The organism is Cerasicoccus sp. TK19100, from assembly GCF_027257155.1.
Taxonomy (GTDB): Bacteria; Verrucomicrobiota; Verrucomicrobiia; order Opitutales; family Cerasicoccaceae; genus Cerasicoccus; species Cerasicoccus fimbriatus.
Genome location: NZ_JAPWDU010000006.1, coordinates 92,730 through 108,992 on the forward strand (window position 1 = coordinate 92,730; position 16,263 = coordinate 108,992).

Annotated in this window: 24 protein-coding genes; 20 read left to right on the plus strand and 4 right to left on the minus strand. The window is 55.9% G+C overall.

Features of this window, described 5'->3' with window-relative positions; all coding sequences use genetic code 11:
* Nucleotides 1-33: 33 nt before the first annotated feature.
* Nucleotides 34-633: a hypothetical protein gene (locus tag O3S85_RS15295; protein WP_269541514.1), complete on the minus strand. Its 600-nt coding sequence runs from the start codon at nucleotides 631-633 to the stop codon at nucleotides 34-36.
* Between the two features lie 353 nt (nucleotides 634-986).
* Entirely contained in the window at nucleotides 987-2,435 is a 1,449-nt protein-coding gene (locus O3S85_RS15300) for a hypothetical protein (RefSeq protein ID WP_269541516.1), read from the minus strand.
* Between the two features lie 149 nt (nucleotides 2,436-2,584).
* Here O3S85_RS15300 and O3S85_RS15305 point away from each other — a divergent pair, with 149 nt between their 5' ends.
* Both O3S85_RS15305 and O3S85_RS15310 read left to right on the plus strand, forming a co-directional pair.
* Nucleotides 2,585-3,067, plus strand: a complete 483-nt coding sequence (locus O3S85_RS15305) for a hypothetical protein (RefSeq protein ID WP_269541517.1) — start codon at nucleotides 2,585-2,587, stop codon at nucleotides 3,065-3,067.
* Nucleotides 3,068-3,085: 18 nt separating this feature from the next.
* Nucleotides 3,086-3,385, plus strand: a complete 300-nt coding sequence (locus tag O3S85_RS15310) for an STAS domain-containing protein (RefSeq protein WP_269541519.1) — start codon at nucleotides 3,086-3,088, stop codon at nucleotides 3,383-3,385.
* Nucleotides 3,386-3,411: 26 nt separating this feature from the next.
* Here the strand turns inward: O3S85_RS15310 and rho are convergent, their stop codons facing one another.
* Nucleotides 3,412-4,569, minus strand: coding sequence for a transcription termination factor Rho (gene rho / locus O3S85_RS15315; RefSeq protein WP_269541520.1), 1,158 nt, complete (start codon nucleotides 4,567-4,569; stop codon nucleotides 3,412-3,414).
* 515 nt (nucleotides 4,570-5,084) lie between these two features.
* Between rho and O3S85_RS15320 the strand changes: the two genes are divergently transcribed.
* Nucleotides 5,085-5,585, plus strand: coding sequence for a DUF3859 domain-containing protein (locus O3S85_RS15320; protein WP_269541521.1), 501 nt, complete (start codon nucleotides 5,085-5,087; stop codon nucleotides 5,583-5,585).
* A gap of 3 nt (nucleotides 5,586-5,588) precedes the next feature.
* Here O3S85_RS15320 and O3S85_RS15325 read toward each other — a convergent pair whose 3' ends face one another.
* Nucleotides 5,589-5,825 (minus strand): hypothetical protein, encoded by a 237-nt coding sequence (locus O3S85_RS15325; RefSeq protein WP_269541522.1) that lies wholly within the window; start codon nucleotides 5,823-5,825, stop codon nucleotides 5,589-5,591.
* A 373-nt stretch (nucleotides 5,826-6,198) separates the two neighbouring features.
* On the opposite strand from O3S85_RS15325, the gene rpsL reads away from it, so the two are divergent.
* The 17 genes from rpsL to rplX all read left to right on the plus strand — a co-directional run bounded on the left by rpsL (nucleotide 6,199) and on the right by rplX (nucleotide 16,222).
* Nucleotides 6,199-6,582 carry a 30S ribosomal protein S12 gene (rpsL, locus tag O3S85_RS15330; RefSeq protein WP_269541523.1) on the plus strand — a complete coding sequence of 128 codons (384 nt, stop codon included), beginning with the start codon at nucleotides 6,199-6,201 and terminating at the stop codon, nucleotides 6,580-6,582.
* A 12-nt stretch (nucleotides 6,583-6,594) separates the two neighbouring features.
* Nucleotides 6,595-7,068, plus strand: coding sequence for a 30S ribosomal protein S7 (rpsG, locus tag O3S85_RS15335; protein WP_269541524.1), 474 nt, complete (start codon nucleotides 6,595-6,597; stop codon nucleotides 7,066-7,068).
* 53 nt (nucleotides 7,069-7,121) lie between these two features.
* Nucleotides 7,122-9,287 (plus strand): elongation factor G, encoded by a 2,166-nt coding sequence (fusA, locus tag O3S85_RS15340; RefSeq protein ID WP_269541525.1) that lies wholly within the window; start codon nucleotides 7,122-7,124, stop codon nucleotides 9,285-9,287.
* A gap of 39 nt (nucleotides 9,288-9,326) precedes the next feature.
* Nucleotides 9,327-9,635 (plus strand): 30S ribosomal protein S10, encoded by a 309-nt coding sequence (gene rpsJ / locus O3S85_RS15345; protein WP_269541527.1) that lies wholly within the window; start codon nucleotides 9,327-9,329, stop codon nucleotides 9,633-9,635.
* Between the two features lie 197 nt (nucleotides 9,636-9,832).
* Nucleotides 9,833-10,474: a 50S ribosomal protein L3 gene (rplC, locus tag O3S85_RS15350; RefSeq protein ID WP_269541528.1), complete on the plus strand. Its 642-nt coding sequence runs from the start codon at nucleotides 9,833-9,835 to the stop codon at nucleotides 10,472-10,474.
* A 28-nt stretch (nucleotides 10,475-10,502) separates the two neighbouring features.
* Nucleotides 10,503-11,132 (plus strand): 50S ribosomal protein L4, encoded by a 630-nt coding sequence (gene rplD / locus O3S85_RS15355; protein WP_269541529.1) that lies wholly within the window; start codon nucleotides 10,503-10,505, stop codon nucleotides 11,130-11,132.
* Nucleotides 11,133-11,161: 29 nt separating this feature from the next.
* Entirely contained in the window at nucleotides 11,162-11,452 is a 291-nt protein-coding gene (gene rplW / locus O3S85_RS15360) for a 50S ribosomal protein L23 (RefSeq protein WP_269541530.1), read from the plus strand.
* 87 nt (nucleotides 11,453-11,539) lie between these two features.
* Nucleotides 11,540-12,397 carry a 50S ribosomal protein L2 gene (rplB, locus tag O3S85_RS15365; RefSeq protein WP_269541531.1) on the plus strand — a complete coding sequence of 286 codons (858 nt, stop codon included), beginning with the start codon at nucleotides 11,540-11,542 and terminating at the stop codon, nucleotides 12,395-12,397.
* Between the two features lie 48 nt (nucleotides 12,398-12,445).
* Complete coding sequence (gene rpsS / locus O3S85_RS15370) at nucleotides 12,446-12,715, plus strand: 30S ribosomal protein S19 (RefSeq protein WP_269541533.1); 270 nt, start codon at nucleotides 12,446-12,448, stop codon at nucleotides 12,713-12,715.
* A gap of 30 nt (nucleotides 12,716-12,745) precedes the next feature.
* Entirely contained in the window at nucleotides 12,746-13,303 is a 558-nt protein-coding gene (locus tag O3S85_RS15375) for a hypothetical protein (RefSeq protein ID WP_269541535.1), read from the plus strand.
* A 13-nt stretch (nucleotides 13,304-13,316) separates the two neighbouring features.
* Complete coding sequence (gene rplV, locus O3S85_RS15380) at nucleotides 13,317-13,670, plus strand: 50S ribosomal protein L22 (protein ID WP_269541537.1); 354 nt, start codon at nucleotides 13,317-13,319, stop codon at nucleotides 13,668-13,670.
* A 21-nt stretch (nucleotides 13,671-13,691) separates the two neighbouring features.
* Complete coding sequence (rpsC, locus tag O3S85_RS15385) at nucleotides 13,692-14,327, plus strand: 30S ribosomal protein S3 (RefSeq protein WP_269541538.1); 636 nt, start codon at nucleotides 13,692-13,694, stop codon at nucleotides 14,325-14,327.
* A gap of 87 nt (nucleotides 14,328-14,414) precedes the next feature.
* On the plus strand, nucleotides 14,415-14,843 hold the full coding sequence (rplP, locus tag O3S85_RS15390) for a 50S ribosomal protein L16 (protein WP_269541540.1): 429 nt from the start codon (nucleotides 14,415-14,417) through the stop codon (nucleotides 14,841-14,843).
* A gap of 36 nt (nucleotides 14,844-14,879) precedes the next feature.
* On the plus strand, nucleotides 14,880-15,077 hold the full coding sequence (gene rpmC, locus O3S85_RS15395) for a 50S ribosomal protein L29 (protein ID WP_269541542.1): 198 nt from the start codon (nucleotides 14,880-14,882) through the stop codon (nucleotides 15,075-15,077).
* 101 nt (nucleotides 15,078-15,178) lie between these two features.
* A complete protein-coding gene (rpsQ, locus tag O3S85_RS15400; protein ID WP_269541544.1) occupies nucleotides 15,179-15,469 on the plus strand; it encodes a 30S ribosomal protein S17 in 291 nt (96 codons plus the stop codon).
* Nucleotides 15,470-15,513: 44 nt separating this feature from the next.
* Complete coding sequence (gene rplN / locus O3S85_RS15405; RefSeq protein ID WP_269541545.1) at nucleotides 15,514-15,879, plus strand: 50S ribosomal protein L14; 366 nt, start codon at nucleotides 15,514-15,516, stop codon at nucleotides 15,877-15,879.
* A 97-nt stretch (nucleotides 15,880-15,976) separates the two neighbouring features.
* Nucleotides 15,977-16,222, plus strand: a complete 246-nt coding sequence (rplX, locus tag O3S85_RS15410; protein ID WP_269541547.1) for a 50S ribosomal protein L24 — start codon at nucleotides 15,977-15,979, stop codon at nucleotides 16,220-16,222.
* Nucleotides 16,223-16,263 lie beyond the last annotated feature (41 nt).

A 16,263-nucleotide genomic window follows, 5' to 3' on the forward strand; every position in this document is an offset into this window, starting at 1 on the left:
TTAGCGACGTTGACCAGAAGCGACTGGTTCTGCTTAGTTTAGTTCTTGGTTGTATGCTTGGTTGAGTTGGTCGATGTCGGATTCATCCATTTTCCATCTCTCCAAATATTCTTCAAATCGGTCCCGCGTGTTAAGGTAACGAATCATCCATCCTATTTCTTCTCTCCCCATGCCCCAGGACGCAGCTACTGCAACCTTTCCTCTTAAATTTAGTTCTGGGCTAATACTCTTCAACTCTTGAGCTATTGGCTTGAGCAGGGAGTATTCGCCTTCTATCTCAGAAGTATAGAGTTCGATTTCGTCAGAGATATCGGGATTGAGTTCTTTCATCTCGTCGTAGTCAAATGCCCGAGGTATCACATCGCAGGTATAAAAACGAGCGGCCTCAAATATAGGGTCGGCTATAGCTACAATGTGCTGGTTCGGATATTCTGTGATTAGCCTCTGAATCAATCGTTTAGTCAATTCTATCGCGTGATCTAGAGGATTAATTCCTTCTTTAATTTGGCGCTTAACGTCCAGCTGGTCTGACGGGAGCTTAGCGCACTGGGCACACAATCCGCCGAACCTTTCTGCGGTTGCAGGGAGAATCATCGTGTCGCAAGCAATGCAGTTGACTCTGGTGGTGGTCATTTTCTTTTGCAGAACAGTATTTTTAAGCGACGAAATCGTCACTCAACAGTTTGGATTGTAGCGCGCTTGGTATTGGGGAGTTTGTGGATGGTCAGCTCAGCAATAGTCAGGCGTTCTATGAATCCTAGGAGTATTGGTTGACCAGCAGGCAGTAAAGTACTTTTAAACGGAACCTGGCAAATGTGACGAGCACCAAGGCGTAAAAACTTGTTCATCGTCACATTTCTGAAACCACGCCTTAGTAATCGAATTACCGAGCTGTGTGTTGGCTACACCGCGTCATGGCCAACCCAACGCAAGTGCGTCTTTAAAAAAATCCGCACTCCGCAATCCGAAATCCGCAATGGTCATGGCTACATCCGGTGCTGGGCCATTTGGTCGGCGGTCCAGACGGGGCCTTGGTCGGCGCGGTATTCGTTCCACATGGTTTCGACGTAGGGGCTGAGGGAATTGGTGCCGCGGGTGGGGCGCTCGGGGTGGTTGAAGTAGCGGTCACAGTAGTCGAAGAAGGCCTCGTGGTTCCACAGCTCGCGGCCGTCCATGATCAGCGCCGCCAGGGCGAAGCCAGGGGCGACGCCGCCATTGATGTCGCGGTAGACGGCACCCATGCTTTTGTTGTCGGATTGCGGTTTGTAGGCGTGGCGAATGCCCCACTCGGGCAGGCCAATGTCGGCCTCGGTGTAGGGGGCGGCCTGGCCGGCTTTGACGTTGCGGTGGTCGGGGGCCCAACGGGAGCTGTTGGTCAGCTCGACCTCGGCCTGAGAGACATAAAAGTAATTTTGGTCCTCCTGGAATTCGACGCCCAGCCCGAAGGTGCGGTCCCACTGACCAACGTTTTTCATGTGCTGGTTGTCGAGCATGATGCCGCTGAAAAGAATGGGCCACTTGCGGCCGAGGGCGTGCCCGCCGTTCGCGCGCCAGCCGCCGCCGTTGTCAGCGATTCCGGTGCAATCGATGCCATACTGGATGAGATACATGGCCAGCTCGCGCTTTTGTGCCTCGGGGATGCTGGTGTTAACGGCAAGGCTGGCGTCGACAATGAGATTGCCCATGTCGCGCCCGTAGTTGGGCATGTGCTCGGAGGGGTGGACCATCGCGCCAAGGTATTCGAAGGCATGGTCGACCCAGGGGCGCTTGATGCTGTCGATGAGCTGCGGCACGTTGGGGGTGTTCGACGGAGCGGGCAGGTTTTTAAGCGCGCTCCAGTTGACGTCGGCCAGCGTGAATTGAATGGCCTTGTCTGCTCCGGCATAGGCGGGGCGAAAGGCGTTGGCGGGCGGGGCAGCGGGCAAAACGGTCAGCAGTCCGGCGCTGCGCGTGACGGGGCGGGGTGCCTTGGTGCCGCCGTTAAAGCGCGGGGTGCCGGGCTCGGCGTCGTTTTTATCGTTGTAGAGCCAACTGGTCATCGAGATCAGCGTCGAGTTGACGGGCAGGAGCAGCGGGTTGTCTGCCGCGACAGGCATGCCGTTGGGCAGGCCAGCGTTGAGGGACTCATCGTAGTTGCCCAGGGCGTCGTCGTAGCCCTGCTTGTTGCGGTCGGCACCGCCAGCGAGCGGGTTGACCATGGAGCCGTTTTGACCGCGGCGAGGAGTGAAGTCAGGAGAGTTTTTATCGTTGGTGATGCTGATGACCTCCACGGGGCCGACAACCCACGGATCCCCCGTCACGAAGGTGCCCGACTCGGCGGGTGCGCGTAGTTTCCACGTGATGCCGTTCGAGGTAATCGTATCGGTAACGGCGGCGTTGGCGACGCTCACAAGCAGCGTGGCGAGGGTGACGAACAGGGGGAGTTGCTTCAACATTTCGCGTTATATATCACATGGTTGATGCCGGTTCTGCAATCATATTTGCGAAGATCAAGCATTTGACGAAGTCCGTAAATTTGGAATATTGTCGCGACTTCTTTGATTGCCAGCACGCGATAGAGCTTTTACTTCTATTGGTCATGGATATGCAGCTACTCCTAGATTTTATTCAGGAACACCAAACGGTCGATGAATGGTGGCTCGCGATTGACGGCAAAATCATGGATAATCCGGTGCCGAGCCATGAGGTGAAGCGTATCTGTGAAGAGCTGCCGCGCTCGCGTATTCACGTGATGCACGTCATGCACGAGGATTCTGAGGACGCCAGCTGGATGGAGGTGCAGGCCAAGAGTGCCCCGCGCGAAGGGGGCTTCGAGGCCAGAGCACTGGCGGAAGCCAATGGCCGCATCGACAACCTGGAGGCAAAGGTCGAGCTGCTCCAACATACGCTCGATGCAATGATTGACATGCTGCGCGAGCTCGACAGCTTTGAGGACTTGCGCAAGCTCCTGGATGAACGCTCTGACTTCATTCACCAGTCTGAGGAGGCCCTGATCGCGCAGACCATGGCCTTCGAGGAACGTAACGCAGAGCTGGAGCAGAAACGCGAGGACATGGGCCTCGCCTAAAGTTGATTTTACTTCCCTATGGTTAACGCCCAACAAAAAGATGATACGTTAGTGCTTACGATCGAGGCACCGGTGATTGATGCTAGTAATGCCGTGGCCGTTCGCCAGGCGCTGGAGGAGTCGATCAATAAGCCCGGTGGCAAGGTTGCCGTGGATTTGCATCAGGTTACCCTGATTGACAGTGCCGGTGTGGGCGTTTTGTTAGCCGTGTCGAAATACAACCAGGAGCGCATTGCCCTGACGAATGCGACGCCCTACGTGCACAGTGTGTTGAAGCTTCTGCGCCTGCAGAAGATGTTCAACATGGCCGATCTCTAGGGCCAGCGGCCGAGCGGGCTGGCCCGCTACATGTCGAGCAAGCGCAGGAACTCGGCGTTGTTCTTGGTAGTGCCCATGCGCTCGACGAGAGTCTCGGTGGCGTCGAGGGGCTTCATTGGCGAAAGTGCGCGGCGGAAGAAGCCGACCTTGTCCAGGACTTCCTTGTCTAGCAGGAGCTCTTCTTTGCGGGTGCCGGAGGCATTGATGTTGATCGCGGGCCAGAAGCGAAGCTCGGCGGCCTTGCGGTCGAGGACCATCTCCATGTTGCCCGTGCCCTTGAATTCCTGGAAAATCAGGTCGTCCATGCGGGAGCCGGTTTCGATCAGCGCGGAGGCAATGATTGTCAGGCTGCCGCCTTCTTCGGTGTTGCGGGCAGAGGAAAAGAGCTGGCGTGGCTTTTCGAGCGCGCGGATGTCGAGACCGCCAGTCATCGTACGGCCGCCGCCGCCCTTGGCGGAGTTGTGTGCGCGGGAGAGGCGGGTAATGCTATCGAGCAGCAGGATGACGTCCTTGCCGACTTCCACCTGGCGCTTGGCGCGCTCGATGGCGATCTCGGCCACGCGAATGTGGTTTTCGATATTTTCGTCGTTGGACGACGCGTAAATCTCGGCCCAGGGTAGATCGCGCTTAAAGTCGGTGACTTCCTCGGGGCGCTCGTCGACGAGGAGCACCATCACGAGCATCTCGGGGTGGTTTTCGTGCGCGCCTTCGGCGATGTCTTTTAAAAGGGTGGTCTTACCGGTGCGGGGCGGGGCGACGATCAGTCCGCGCTGGCCCTTGCCCACGGGGCAAAATAGGTCGAGCACGCGGGTGGTGAGGCGGCCGTCCTTGCACTCGAGCTTGATCTGGTTGTCGGGCGCAATGGTGGTCAGCTGCTGGAAGGGGTAGCAGTCCTTGCGCTTATCGACGGTGAGGCCGTCCACCTTTTCGATAAATTTGACCTTGGGGTTGGGGAAGCGGTCGTCGTGATGGGCGCTGGCGGTGATCCAGTTGCCGCGCTTGAGCTTGAAGCGGCGGATCATCTCGCGCGGGACGAAGGGATCCGTCTTGCGCGTGCGCCCGTTCTTACTGGGGTCGAGGAGTTGTCCGGTCTTGTTGTTAGCCGGTTCGAAGACGCCCTCTACCGTCACGGTGTTTTCCGCGCGGCCGTTGGCTTCAGTGGTGTTCGCTTCAGTTTCGCTCATTGGTTGAGACTAGGCAATACGATAGGCGTAGCCCGGGAAGGGAGGTTTCTAGCAGAAGGACCCAATAAGTGGGTCGCGGAGTCGGTAACGGGCGAAGGTTGATCGGGCAAACTAGGCCGTCGTGTCACACTGGGGCACCGCTTTCGCTATCGTAAGCAATTTCATGGCGTAGGCGCGTGGCGGGGGCAAGCTTTAATTTTTTGGGGTGGATTTTGGCCCTAGAGACGGAAAGGGGAGTTTAAACTGGAAGATCGGGAAGAACGAGAAGCATTGGCAAAGGGTTTTAATTCTAACAGAAGGCAGCAAAGGGAGCAAAGCCAACAGATACATACTTCTTTGCTAACTTTGCTGCCTTCTGTTAAAAAAATTGCGGTGCTACTACCCGATCTTCCTGTTTTATCAATGCGATCTCCTAAGTTTTAGCTGGATTGATCACGCCGGACTTGTTGCCATATTGGCATTCCGGCCGCTGAAGCGACCGGAGCACGTTATTGCGCGGAGCACATTTTTTAATTATGCGAATTTATAGCCTAGCCGGTTTGGGAATCCTGTTACTTGCGGCGCTTTTGCACGAAAAGCCGTTTGAGGTCGTGCCGCTGTTTTATGGTCACGTGATGCGGACCGGTGAGGGGGAGACCTACGTTGCGCCGGACTCGCCCAATGGTCTGGCGATGGACTCTGACTGGATTGTCCTGGAGGCCGACACTTGGACCGTGCCCAACTGCAAAGAGCATGGGCTGGGCATTGAGGTGGGCATTCTCAACGTGCCCGATGGCGTCGAGGAACTGCGGCTACTGGTGGATTACCCGCCGATGACGCTCCCCTCGGGCGAGGTCAGCAGCAGCATGGACCGCGTCCAGCCCATTTACACCCAGGATGGCTTTGGTTGGTTCGATTTCTATTACTTCTTTGACGAAGAATACGAGCGCGGCCTCGGTGAGTGGCGTTTCCGCCTGTATCACGGGGAAAAGCTGCTCTACGATCAGGCCTTTACGGTGATTAGCTGCGAGGAGTAGGCTCTAGTCTTCGAAGCTGGCGGACTTCAGGCGGTCCTGCCATTCCCAGCGCTTGCGGTGAAACCAGGAGTGCAGCGCGGCGTGGATATCGATTTCCTGTCCGATACGCGTGGACTCGCTCTCCTGGTGGCGTCGGATCTCCGCGCGTTCCTGCTCCAAAAACTGGAAAAAGCTGGATCGGCTGATGTCAAAAGCGGCATCTCCGGGGGCGCTGGTTTGACTGTCGGGGCGGGGTGGCATGGGGAACTCTCTTTCTATATTTTCTATCGGCAGAATGTTTGATTAACTAATGTTATATATCGTTTAAACGCTGCTGATGGACGGTTTATTCGTTAAATTTGCAAAATTCATTACTGGGGCTGGTATTCTTATTTTCAGGGGTAAAAAACGGATTCACGCTTGCCAGTCGCGCGTGGGTATATAGGATTCACTGCACATTTCGGGTGGCGAAGGAGAACCCCTGAAAAATCTATCATTTTTCGAAAAAAAGCGCTTGCATTGCAGCATGCGAAGCGTAGTCTCGCCCCCTTTCCCTGAAACCCCGCTGGTTCAGGCACATGTGTGTTTTGGCATCGGCGGGTCTTTTCTTTTCCTGGAAAACCCATCTATTTCAATGCCTACAATCAATCAGCTCGTCCGGAACCCTCGCGTTCTGCAGAAAGCCAAGTCGAAATCGCCGGCTATGGCCAGCAATCCGTTTCGTCGTGGTGTCTGCGTGCAGGTCATGACTCGCACCCCGAAGAAACCGAACTCCGCTATCCGTAAGGTGGCCAAGGTTCGCCTCACCAATGGTTACGAAGTCATCGCCTACATCCCTGACGAAGGCCACAGCCTCCAGGAGCACAGTGTTGTGCTCGTGCGCGGCGGTCGTGTTAAGGACCTTCCGGGTGTTCGTTACCACATCGTCCGTGGCGCGCTTGACTGCCAAGGCGTTGAAAAGCGTCGTCGCAGCCGCTCCAAGTATGGTGTGAAGCGCCCCAAGGAAGCCAAAAAGTAAACTTTAGATACCATGTCACGTCGTCGTAGAGCCGTAAAGCGGGATGTCCCCGCCGATCCCCGTTATCAAAGCCAGCTGGTTGCTGGCTTGATTAACCTCGTCATGCAGCGCGGTAAGAAGTCCGTCGCTGAGCGCATCGTTTATAGCGCATTTGAGCGTGTCTCGGAAAAGCTCGAAAAGGGCGACCCGATCGATCTCCTCCTCGGCGCATTGGAAAATGTCCGCCCGAAGCTTGAGGTGAAGTCCCGCCGTGTTGGTGGTGCTACATACCAAGTGCCGGTCGAGATCACTTACGAGCGCCAGCAGTCCCTTGCTTTCCGTTGGATGGTTGATGCCGCCAAGAAACGCAAGGGTGTGCCGATGGGCGAAGCCCTCGCATCCGAAATCATTGACGCCTACAATAACACCGGCGGCGTGGTGAAGAAGAAGGAAGAGACCCACAAGATGGCCCAGGCCAACCGTGCCTTTGCCCACCTTCGTTGGTGATCCGCCTTCGCGGCTTTCACTTTCAATTTCCTGTTCTTTGACCTTTCCCACCCATGCCTTCCACGCTCCAGTTGTCTCCAGTGAATGCTTCCGATCGGAAGTACCCGCTTGAGTATACCCGGAACATTGGCATTGCGGCGCACATTGATGCAGGGAAAACGACCACCACCGAGCGCATTTTGCTCTACTCGGGTGTGGTCCACAAAGCAGGCGAAGTTCATGACGGCACAGCCGTAACTGACTGGATGGAGCAGGAGCGCGAGCGTGGCATCACGATCACCTCCGCCGCTATATCCTGTCATTGGACGACCAAGGACGGCGACTTCTCCGGCATTGAGCAGCAGATCAATATCATCGACACCCCCGGGCACGTCGATTTTACCGCCGAAGTTGAGCGATCCCTCCGCGTCCTCGATGGTGCCGTTGGCGTCTTCTGCGCAGTCGCAGGCGTGCAGCCACAGTCCGAGACCGTTTGGCGTCAGATGGACAAATACCACGTCCCCCGAATCGCGTTCATTAATAAGATGGACCGGACGGGGGCCGACTTTTTTGCGGCGGTTGACTCCATTCGCGAAAAACTGGGCGGCAACGCGCATCCGATCTGCCTGCCCATCGGCGCAGAGGACCAACTGCGCGGCTTGATCGATCTCGTCCGTATGAAAGCGGCCGTTTACGATCCGTCCGACGAAACTGGCATTACTTTTAACTGGGAAGAAATTCCCGGTGAAGAGCTTGAGCAAGCTGAAGCTCACCGCGAAAAGCTGATCGAAGCGCTGTGCGACTTCGACGACGAGCTCGCCGAGAAATACCTCGAAGGCGAAACCATTGAGGCCAACATGCTCCGCCGCGGTATCCGCAAGGCGACGATGAGCCTCGACTTCATGGCTGTCATCCCCGGTTCTGCGTTTAAGAACAAGGGCGTACAAATGCTCATGGACGCCGTAGTCGATTATCTGCCGAGCCCGGTCGACGTAAAGCCCATGCCGGCGCACGACGAAGACGGTGAGCGCGAAATCGAAGCCGTGAAGGCTGACGACGCTGGCAAGGTTGCCGGACTCGCCTTCAAGTTGATGAACGACAAGTTCACCGGCGGCAAATTGGTTTTCTTCCGCATGTATCGCGGCACCCTCCGCAAGGGCGACCAGCTTTACAATCCGCGCACTCGCCGTTCCGAGCGCATTTCCCGCCTCATGATTATGAAGGCGGACGCCCGCGAAGACATTGACGTGGCTTACTCCGGCGATATCTGCGCCCTGGTCGGTGTGAAGGACGTCAAGACTGGCGACACACTTTGCTCGAAGGATGAGGCCCTCACGCTGGAGCCGCCATCGTTCCCGGATCCAGTGATCTCGATGTCGATCGAGCCGAACACCAAGGCGGACCAGGATAAGCTGTCCACCGGTCTGCAGCGCCTCGCTGATGAGGACCCAACCTTCAAGGTGACCACCAACGAAGAGACGGGCCAGACGATCATCATGGGCATGGGTGAGCTTCACCTCGAAATTATTCGCGACCGTTTATTCCGCGAGTTCAAGGTCGAGGCCGAAGCCGGCAAACCGCAAATTTCCTACCGCGAAACGATCACCCAGGCAGCCGACGGCGAAGGCAAATTTGTCCGCCAGTCCGGTGGTAAGGGGCAGTATGGTCATGGCATCATCAAGCTTGAGCCCAACGAAGCGGGCAAGGGCGTTGAGGTCATCAATGCGATCGTGGGCGGCACTATCCCGAAAGAGTTTATCAAGCCCTTCAGTGATGGTATCAAAGAAGCCGCGAATACTGGCACGATTGCCGGTTATCCGGTGGTGGACTGGAAGGCGACGATTGTGGACGGTTCGTTCCACGAAGTCGACTCGTCCGAAATGGCTTTTAAAATGGCGGGCATTTTTGCCTTCCGCGACGCGATGGACAAAGCAGGACCTATCCTGATGGAGCCCATCATGGAAGTGGAAGTGAATGTGCCCGACGAATACCAGGGTGACATCGTGGGCGACATCAATCGCCGCCGCGGTCAAATCCAGGGCATTGAATCCAAAACGAATCTGGCCGTTATCAGCGCCAAGGTTCCACTGGAAACGATGTTCGGCTACGCTACCGACGTGCGTTCCCTCTCCAAGGGTCGCGCCGACTACAGCATGCAGCCACTCTGCTTTGAGCAGGTTCCCAACTCAGTCTTGAAAACGATCACCGAAGGCGCTGGCTACATGCCCGCCCGCACCTAAATCCCTTTACCAAAAGAAATCCTCTAACCTTTCACTATCATGGCAGGTCCTAAAATTCGCATCAAACTCCGCGGTTACGACTATCGCATCATCGATCAGTCTGCAGCTGACATTGTGGACACCGCGAAGCGCTCCGGCGCCCGCGTCAGCGGTCCCGTTCCCATGCCCACGCGCATTGAGAAGGTAACGGTCAACCGTTCGCCGCACGTCGACAAGAAGTCGATGGATCAATTCGAGCTGCGCACGCACAAGCGCCTCATTGACATTATCGAGCCCACCGCCCAGACCGTGGACGAGCTGAAGAAGCTCAACCTGCCCGCTGGCGTGGACATTAACATCACCGTTTAAGTCCGATTTAAGAAATTCAAAATTTTTGAAAAGAATTCTTTTCAAATGCGAAAAAATCGCGATACTTCGCGGCTTGCATTTTTAAAATTTTGCACAATTTCTTTCAAATTTAATTCACTGACAGTCTAAACCTTCACGCAGGTCTCTCGAAAACGGAGAGGCGGCAATCAGCCAACTTTCCACCTGCCTCTGTAATTATGAGCTTTACCCTAATTGGTAAGAAAATTGGGATGACCCAGATTTTCGACGGTAGCGAGCTAGTGCCCGTGACCGTTGTAGAAGCTGGCCCATGCCCAGTCGTTCAAGTAAAGTCGTCCGATCAGGACGGCTACGAAGCTGTGCAGATCGGCTTCGGCGCACAAAAGGAGCACCGCGTCTCCAAGCAACTCCAGGGCCACTTCGCCAAGGCGAAGGTTGCGCCGGTTAAGGAGCTGCGCGAATTCCGCACCGGCGACCACGATGGCGAATACAACGTGGGCGACGTGCTGACCGTATCCAAGTTTGAGGCCGGCCAGAAGGTCGACGTCATTGGCACCACCAAAGGTAAGGGCTTCCAGGGCGTTGTTAAGCGCTGGGGCTTCGGCGGTGGTCCTGCCTCGCACGGTTCGATGTTCCACCGTCGTGGTGGTTCATACGGTCACTGTCAGTGGCCGGGTGAAGTCTGGAAGGGCAAGAAGATGCCGGGTCACGATGGCCACGTGCGTCGCACTACCCAGAATCTCCGCGTTGTCAAAGTCATCGAAGACAAGAACCTGATCCTGGTTAAGGGCAGCGTTCATGGCCCGAATGGCGGCACCGTTTACATCCGCACCGCTGTCAAAAAGAAGCGTTCTGCTTAATATTTAACGTCTGAGAGGAATCATTATCATGAAGCTCAAAGTATTTACTGCCGACGGCGCCTCCAGCACGGAAAAGGAGTTTGCCATCCCGACTTTCGAAGGCGACAAGGGCCTGCAAGCCCTGAAAGATGTCGTCGTCGCTTACCAGTCCAACCTGCGCCAGGGCAACGCCAAGGCCAAGACCCGCGCTGAAGTTTCCGGCTCCGGTAAGAAGGTTTACCGCCAAAAGGGCACCGGTAACGCTCGTCACGGTGACCGCCAAGCTCCGATCTACGTCGGTGGTGGTGTGGCCCACGGGCCAAAGCTCCGCGACTGGACCAAGCACGCCAACAAGAAGGTAAAGCAGCTGGCCATCCGCCGTGCGCTCTTCGACAAGGCTAACGACGGTGAAATCTCCGTGATCGAAAAGTTCGAAATGTCCGCGCCCAAGACCAAGGACTTCGACAAGATCATCAGCCAGATCAAGCCTGAGGGCAAGATCCTCATCGTTGATCAGCAGTTCGACGACAACACCGCACTTTCCGCGCGCAACATCGCCCGCGTTTACATTACCGACTCCGCCTCCCTCAATGCCTATGACCTCGTTCGTTTCGACAACGTCGTCATCAGCGAGAAGGGCATCGAATCCGTTCTCGCCCGCACCGGCGAAGCCAAGTAACCGCAATCTTATATAGATAAGGCGAAATCATGTTTTCACCCAGCAACATCATCAAGGAATACCGCGTGACGGAAAAGGCGGCCGATCTGACCGCTAACACCAACAAGTACACGTTCGAGGTTTCCACCACCGCCAACCGCCGCCAAGTTGCCTCCGCCGTTGAAAAGCTTTTCGACGTGAAGGTCGTGCGCGTAAACATCATCAACCAGCGCAGCAAGTCCAAGCGTAATCGCATGGTCCGCGGCCGTTCCGGCAGCACCGCAGCGATGAAGAAGGCTATCGTTACTCTCGCAGAGGGCGAAAGCATCGAACTGGTCTAAGAAATTCAAAATGCAGAATTCAAAATTCAAAAACACGAATATAAGTTTTTTGCATTTATAATTTATAATTTTTAATTCCATACACCAATGGCTTTAGTTAAAACCAAACCAGTCACTCCGTCTCAGCGCTTCCGCGTCCAGAACAAGCAGGACGTCGCGCCGAACAACCCGGAGAAGAGCCTCACGCAGTCCCGCCACGATAAGAAGGGCCGCAACTGCTATGGCCGCATCACTTCCCGTCACCGTGGTGGTGGCCACAAGCGCCTTTACCGCCTGATCGACTTCAAGCGCAACAAGCTGGAGCAGGAAGCCGAAGTGCTGACGATCGAATACGATCCGAACCGCACCTGCAACATCGCCCTGGTTCAATACGCCGACGGCGAGAAGCGCTACATCCTGGCTTACCGCGGTATCAAGGTCGGTGCCAAGATCATCAGCACCAACGAGAAGGTGGAAGAATTCACCCCCGGTCTCTGCACACGCCTTAAGGACATCCCGCCCGCAACCCTCATTCACGCGATTGAGATGCTGCCAGGGCAGGGTGCCAAGATCGCTCGCAGCGCTGGCCAGTATGCCCAGTTGATCTCCATCGACAAGGAATACGCCACGCTGAAGATGCCTTCTGGTGAAATCCGCAAGGTCAACTCCAACTGCCGCGCCACCATTGGCCGCGTTGGCAATGAAGAGCACGGTGACGAAGTTATCGGTAAGGCCGGCCGCAATCGCTGGAAGGGCAAGCGCCCGAAGGTCCGCGGTATGGCGATGAACCCGGTCGACCACCCAAATGGTGGTGGTGAAGGCCGTTCCAAGTCCGGTGGTGGTCGCCAGCACCCATGCTCGCCATGGGGTCAGCTCGCCAAGGGCTTCCCGACCCGCAAGAAGTCCAAGACTTCCAATGCACTCATCGTTGTCCGTCGCAACGGCCGCAAGGTCAAGAAGCGCTAACTCACTTACCCAATCCGCATTCCGCAATCCGCAATCCGCATTTAAATTATGGCACGTTCGATCAAAAAAGGCTTCTTCGTTGACCCGAAGCTGATGGACAAGATTGAGGCCGCGCAAGCAGCCGGCAGCAACAAGCCCATCAAGACCTGGTCGCGCCGTTCGACGATCACTCCTGAATTCGTTGGCCTCAACATGTCCGTTCACAATGGCAAGGGCTTCATGCCCGTCTACGTCACGGAAAACATGGTTGGCCACAAGCTCGGTGAGTTCGCTCCTACGCGCACCTTCAAGGGTCACCAAGGCGTCGGCAAGAAGTAACCCGCTATTCATCCTTCCACTTTTCAACCTATGATCCGCATTTTCCAGCAAGCGCTCCTCATCACCGGTCTCATGATCGGCGGGTTGGCGCATGCCAATGTGGATGAGGCTCCTTTTGACCTGCGCATGATCGCGCCGGACTTCGAGGGCAAATGGGCTGAGATCGAAGTGGAAGAAGAAAAGCCGGCAGCGCCGATCACCGTGCAATCAGTCGCCGCGGTGAAGGAAGAAGTCGTTGTTTATAACGACCTCACACCAGCCGAAGCCGCCGCACTACGCTCCAAGGGCCGCGAAGAAGTTCCCGGTCCGGAGTTTGCCTCCAGCAGCATTTACCCCTCCGGCCAGGCGGTCGTGTTCGGGGTCACCGAAAATAAGGCCGCAGACATCGTCATCCTCGACGACGGCCTCGACCAAGGTTTCCGGGTCGGCATGCTTTGCGAAGTCATTCGCGGCGACGCCGTCATCGGCACCATCATTCTAGTGGCAGTGGAAGCAGATCGCTCCGCCGGCCTCATTACCAATCTTCAACCGGGCCGCGCAATTGTTTTTGGCGACCTGGCCCGAATCAAGACCGTTCAATTTTCTTAACAGCATAGTCATCATGGAAGTTTTGGCATTAACCAAATACGCGCGCATGTCGCCCAAGAAGGTTCGTGAAGTCGCCCGCGAAATCCAGGGCCTTCCCGCCAACGAGGCAATGGACCTTCTTAAGTTCATCCCGCGCAAGTCCGCACGCCTGCTCAGCAAGACACTGGCCAGCGCCATCGCCAACGCGGAAAACAACCACAACCTTTCGTCCGACGATCTCGTCATCAAGAGCGCGATCATTGAAGAAGGCCCCGCATTCCGCCGCTTCCAGCCGGTTGCCCGCGGTTCCGCTCATCCTATCCGTAAACGCACCTCGCACATCCGCATCATCCTCACTGACGAAGTGAAGGAAGCGGCCGCCAGCTAAAACCTTTATCGCAATTCCATTATGGGTCAGAAAGTAAATCCTATTGGCTTCCGCCTCGCCGTCCGTCGTAACTGGGACAGCCGTTGGTTCGCCGACAAGAAGCAGTTCCCCGAATTCATTTACGAGGACAACAAGATTCGCACGTTCCTCAACGAGCGCCTGCGCTTCGCCTCCGTGCCGAAGATTTACATCGAGCGCGCCGGCCAGCGTGTCCGCGTTAAGATCTACACCGCCCGCCCGGGTATTGTGATCGGCCGCAAGGGTGCCGAGCTGGACAAGCTCAAGGCTGACCTTTCCAAGCTGGTTGACCGCGACGTACTGCTCGACATCGCCGAAGTGAAGAAGCCCGACCTCGTGGCCCAACTCGTCGCCGAAAACGTTGCTTTGCAGCTTGAGCGCCGCATTTCCTTCCGTCGCGCCATGAAGAAGGCCGTGCAAACGACCATGCAAATGGGCGCTGACGGTATCCGCATCCAGTGCTCCGGTCGTCTCGGTGGCGCGGAAATCGCCCGCACCGAGCAACAGCGTCAAGGCCGCGTGCCTCTACACACCCTGCGTGAAAACATCGACTACGGCTTTGCCGAAGCACGCACGGTTTACGGCATCATCGGCATTAAGTGCTGGATCTGTAACCCCAGCCCCGAAGAAGGCCTCTAATTAAGGCAAAATTCAGAATTCAAAATTCAAAAACGGATTCCGAATTTTTTATCATTTTGAATTTATAATTTTTAATTCCTTAGACCAATGGCTAAACTCCTTCCAGCAAGAACCAAGTACCGCAAGGTGCACAAGGGCCGTATCCGCGGTCGCGCCAAGGGCGGCGACACGCTTGCCTTCGGCGAATATGGTCTCCAGGCCCTCGGCCGCGGTCGTTTGACTGCAGCCCAGCTCGAAGCCGCACGTGTGGCGATCAACCGCTACCTCAAGCGTCGCGGTAAGGTCTGGATTCGCGTCTTCCCGCACAAGCCGGTTACCAAGAAGCCCCAGGAAACCCGTCAGGGTAAGGGTAAGGGACCGGTTGAATACTGGTGCGCCATCATTAAGCCCGGCACGATGATTTTCGAAGTGTCCGGATCTGGCTCCCAGGCTGCACGTGAAGCGATGCGCCGCGCTGACGGCAAGCTGCCTTTCGCGTGCCGCTTTGTCAGCCGCGAAGAACTCGAAACTTTCTAAACTCCGCATAAAAAGCGCCGACAATACACGCTTGCCATGAAAGCAAAAGATATCCGTGAACTTTCCCCCGAGGAACTCAACAAGAAGCTCCGCGAATCCCGCGACGAGCTCGTCAATCTCCGTGTGCGCAAGCAAGTTGGCCAAGTGGAAAACCCGGCCCAGCTGCGCATCATCCGCCGCGACATCGCCCGCATGGAAACCGTGCTGAAGCAAAAAGCCGCCGCGACCGCGTAAATTCAAACATGTGCTTTAGTTCTTAGTGCTTGGTTCTTGGTTATAGCCAACCGAGCCGAACCAAGAACGAAGAACCAAGAACCAGAACACTTACAAAGACAATGTCCGAATCCGATACTCAGGCACAGGCTCGCAGCAGCCAACGCAAGGACCTCGTGGGCGTGGTCACCAGCCGCACTGGCGACAAGTCCATCAAGGTAACTTTCTTCTACAAGATTCCGCACCATCTCTATAAAAAGGAGATTAAGCGCAAGACGGTAGTCCACGCTCACGACGAAAGCAACGAATGCGCCGTCGGTGACAAAGTGGAAATTATGGAAACTCGCCCGCTCAGCAAGCTGAAGCGCTGGCGTGTCGTTAAGATTTTAGAAAAGGCCCCGATCGTCGGCTAACGCCGAGCGGAAGCCGCTTTAACCATTAAAGGGAACCCGTTCCAATGATTCAGCCGGAAAGCAGATTAGAAGTAGCCGACAACACGGGCGCTAAGGAAGTGCTCATGATTCGTCGTCTCGGCCAAGCAAAAGTGACCGCCTCCGTAGGCGACGTTATTGTTTGCACCGTTAAAGAAAGCAGCCCCGAGGCCTCCGTTAAAAAGGGCACCGTGGTCAAGGCAGTCGTCGTGCGCACCAAAGCGCCGATCCGCCGCGCCGATGGCAGCTACCTTCGTTTCGACAAGAACGCCTGTGTTGTCCTCGACAACAACAGCAACCCGCGCGGCACGCGCATCTTCGGGCCGGTGGCTCGTGAGCTTCGTTCCAAGAAGTTCATGAAGATCATCTCGCTCGCACCCGAGGTGCTGTAACGAATGTGCTTTCGTGCTTAGTTCTTGGTTCTTAGTTGAACCATCTGAATGAAACCAAGCACCAAGAACCAAAACACCAAGAACACTTTAAAAAGTCATGAAATTTAAAATCAAGGCAGGTGACGAAGTCGTCGTAATCGCCGGCGCTCACAAGGGCCAGCGCGGCAAGGTGCTGCAGGTCCTCCGTGAGAACGAGCGCGTGATCGTCGAAGGCGTCAACATGATCAAGAAGCACCAAAAGGCGACCCAGGAAAACCCTGAGGGTGCCATCATCGAGCGCGAAGGCACCGTTCACTATTCGAACGTAATGCTCGCCGAGCGCTTCGACAAGAAGAGCGCTTAATTATTTAATTCTATCTTAGCCAAGACCTGAGGGGTCGGAAA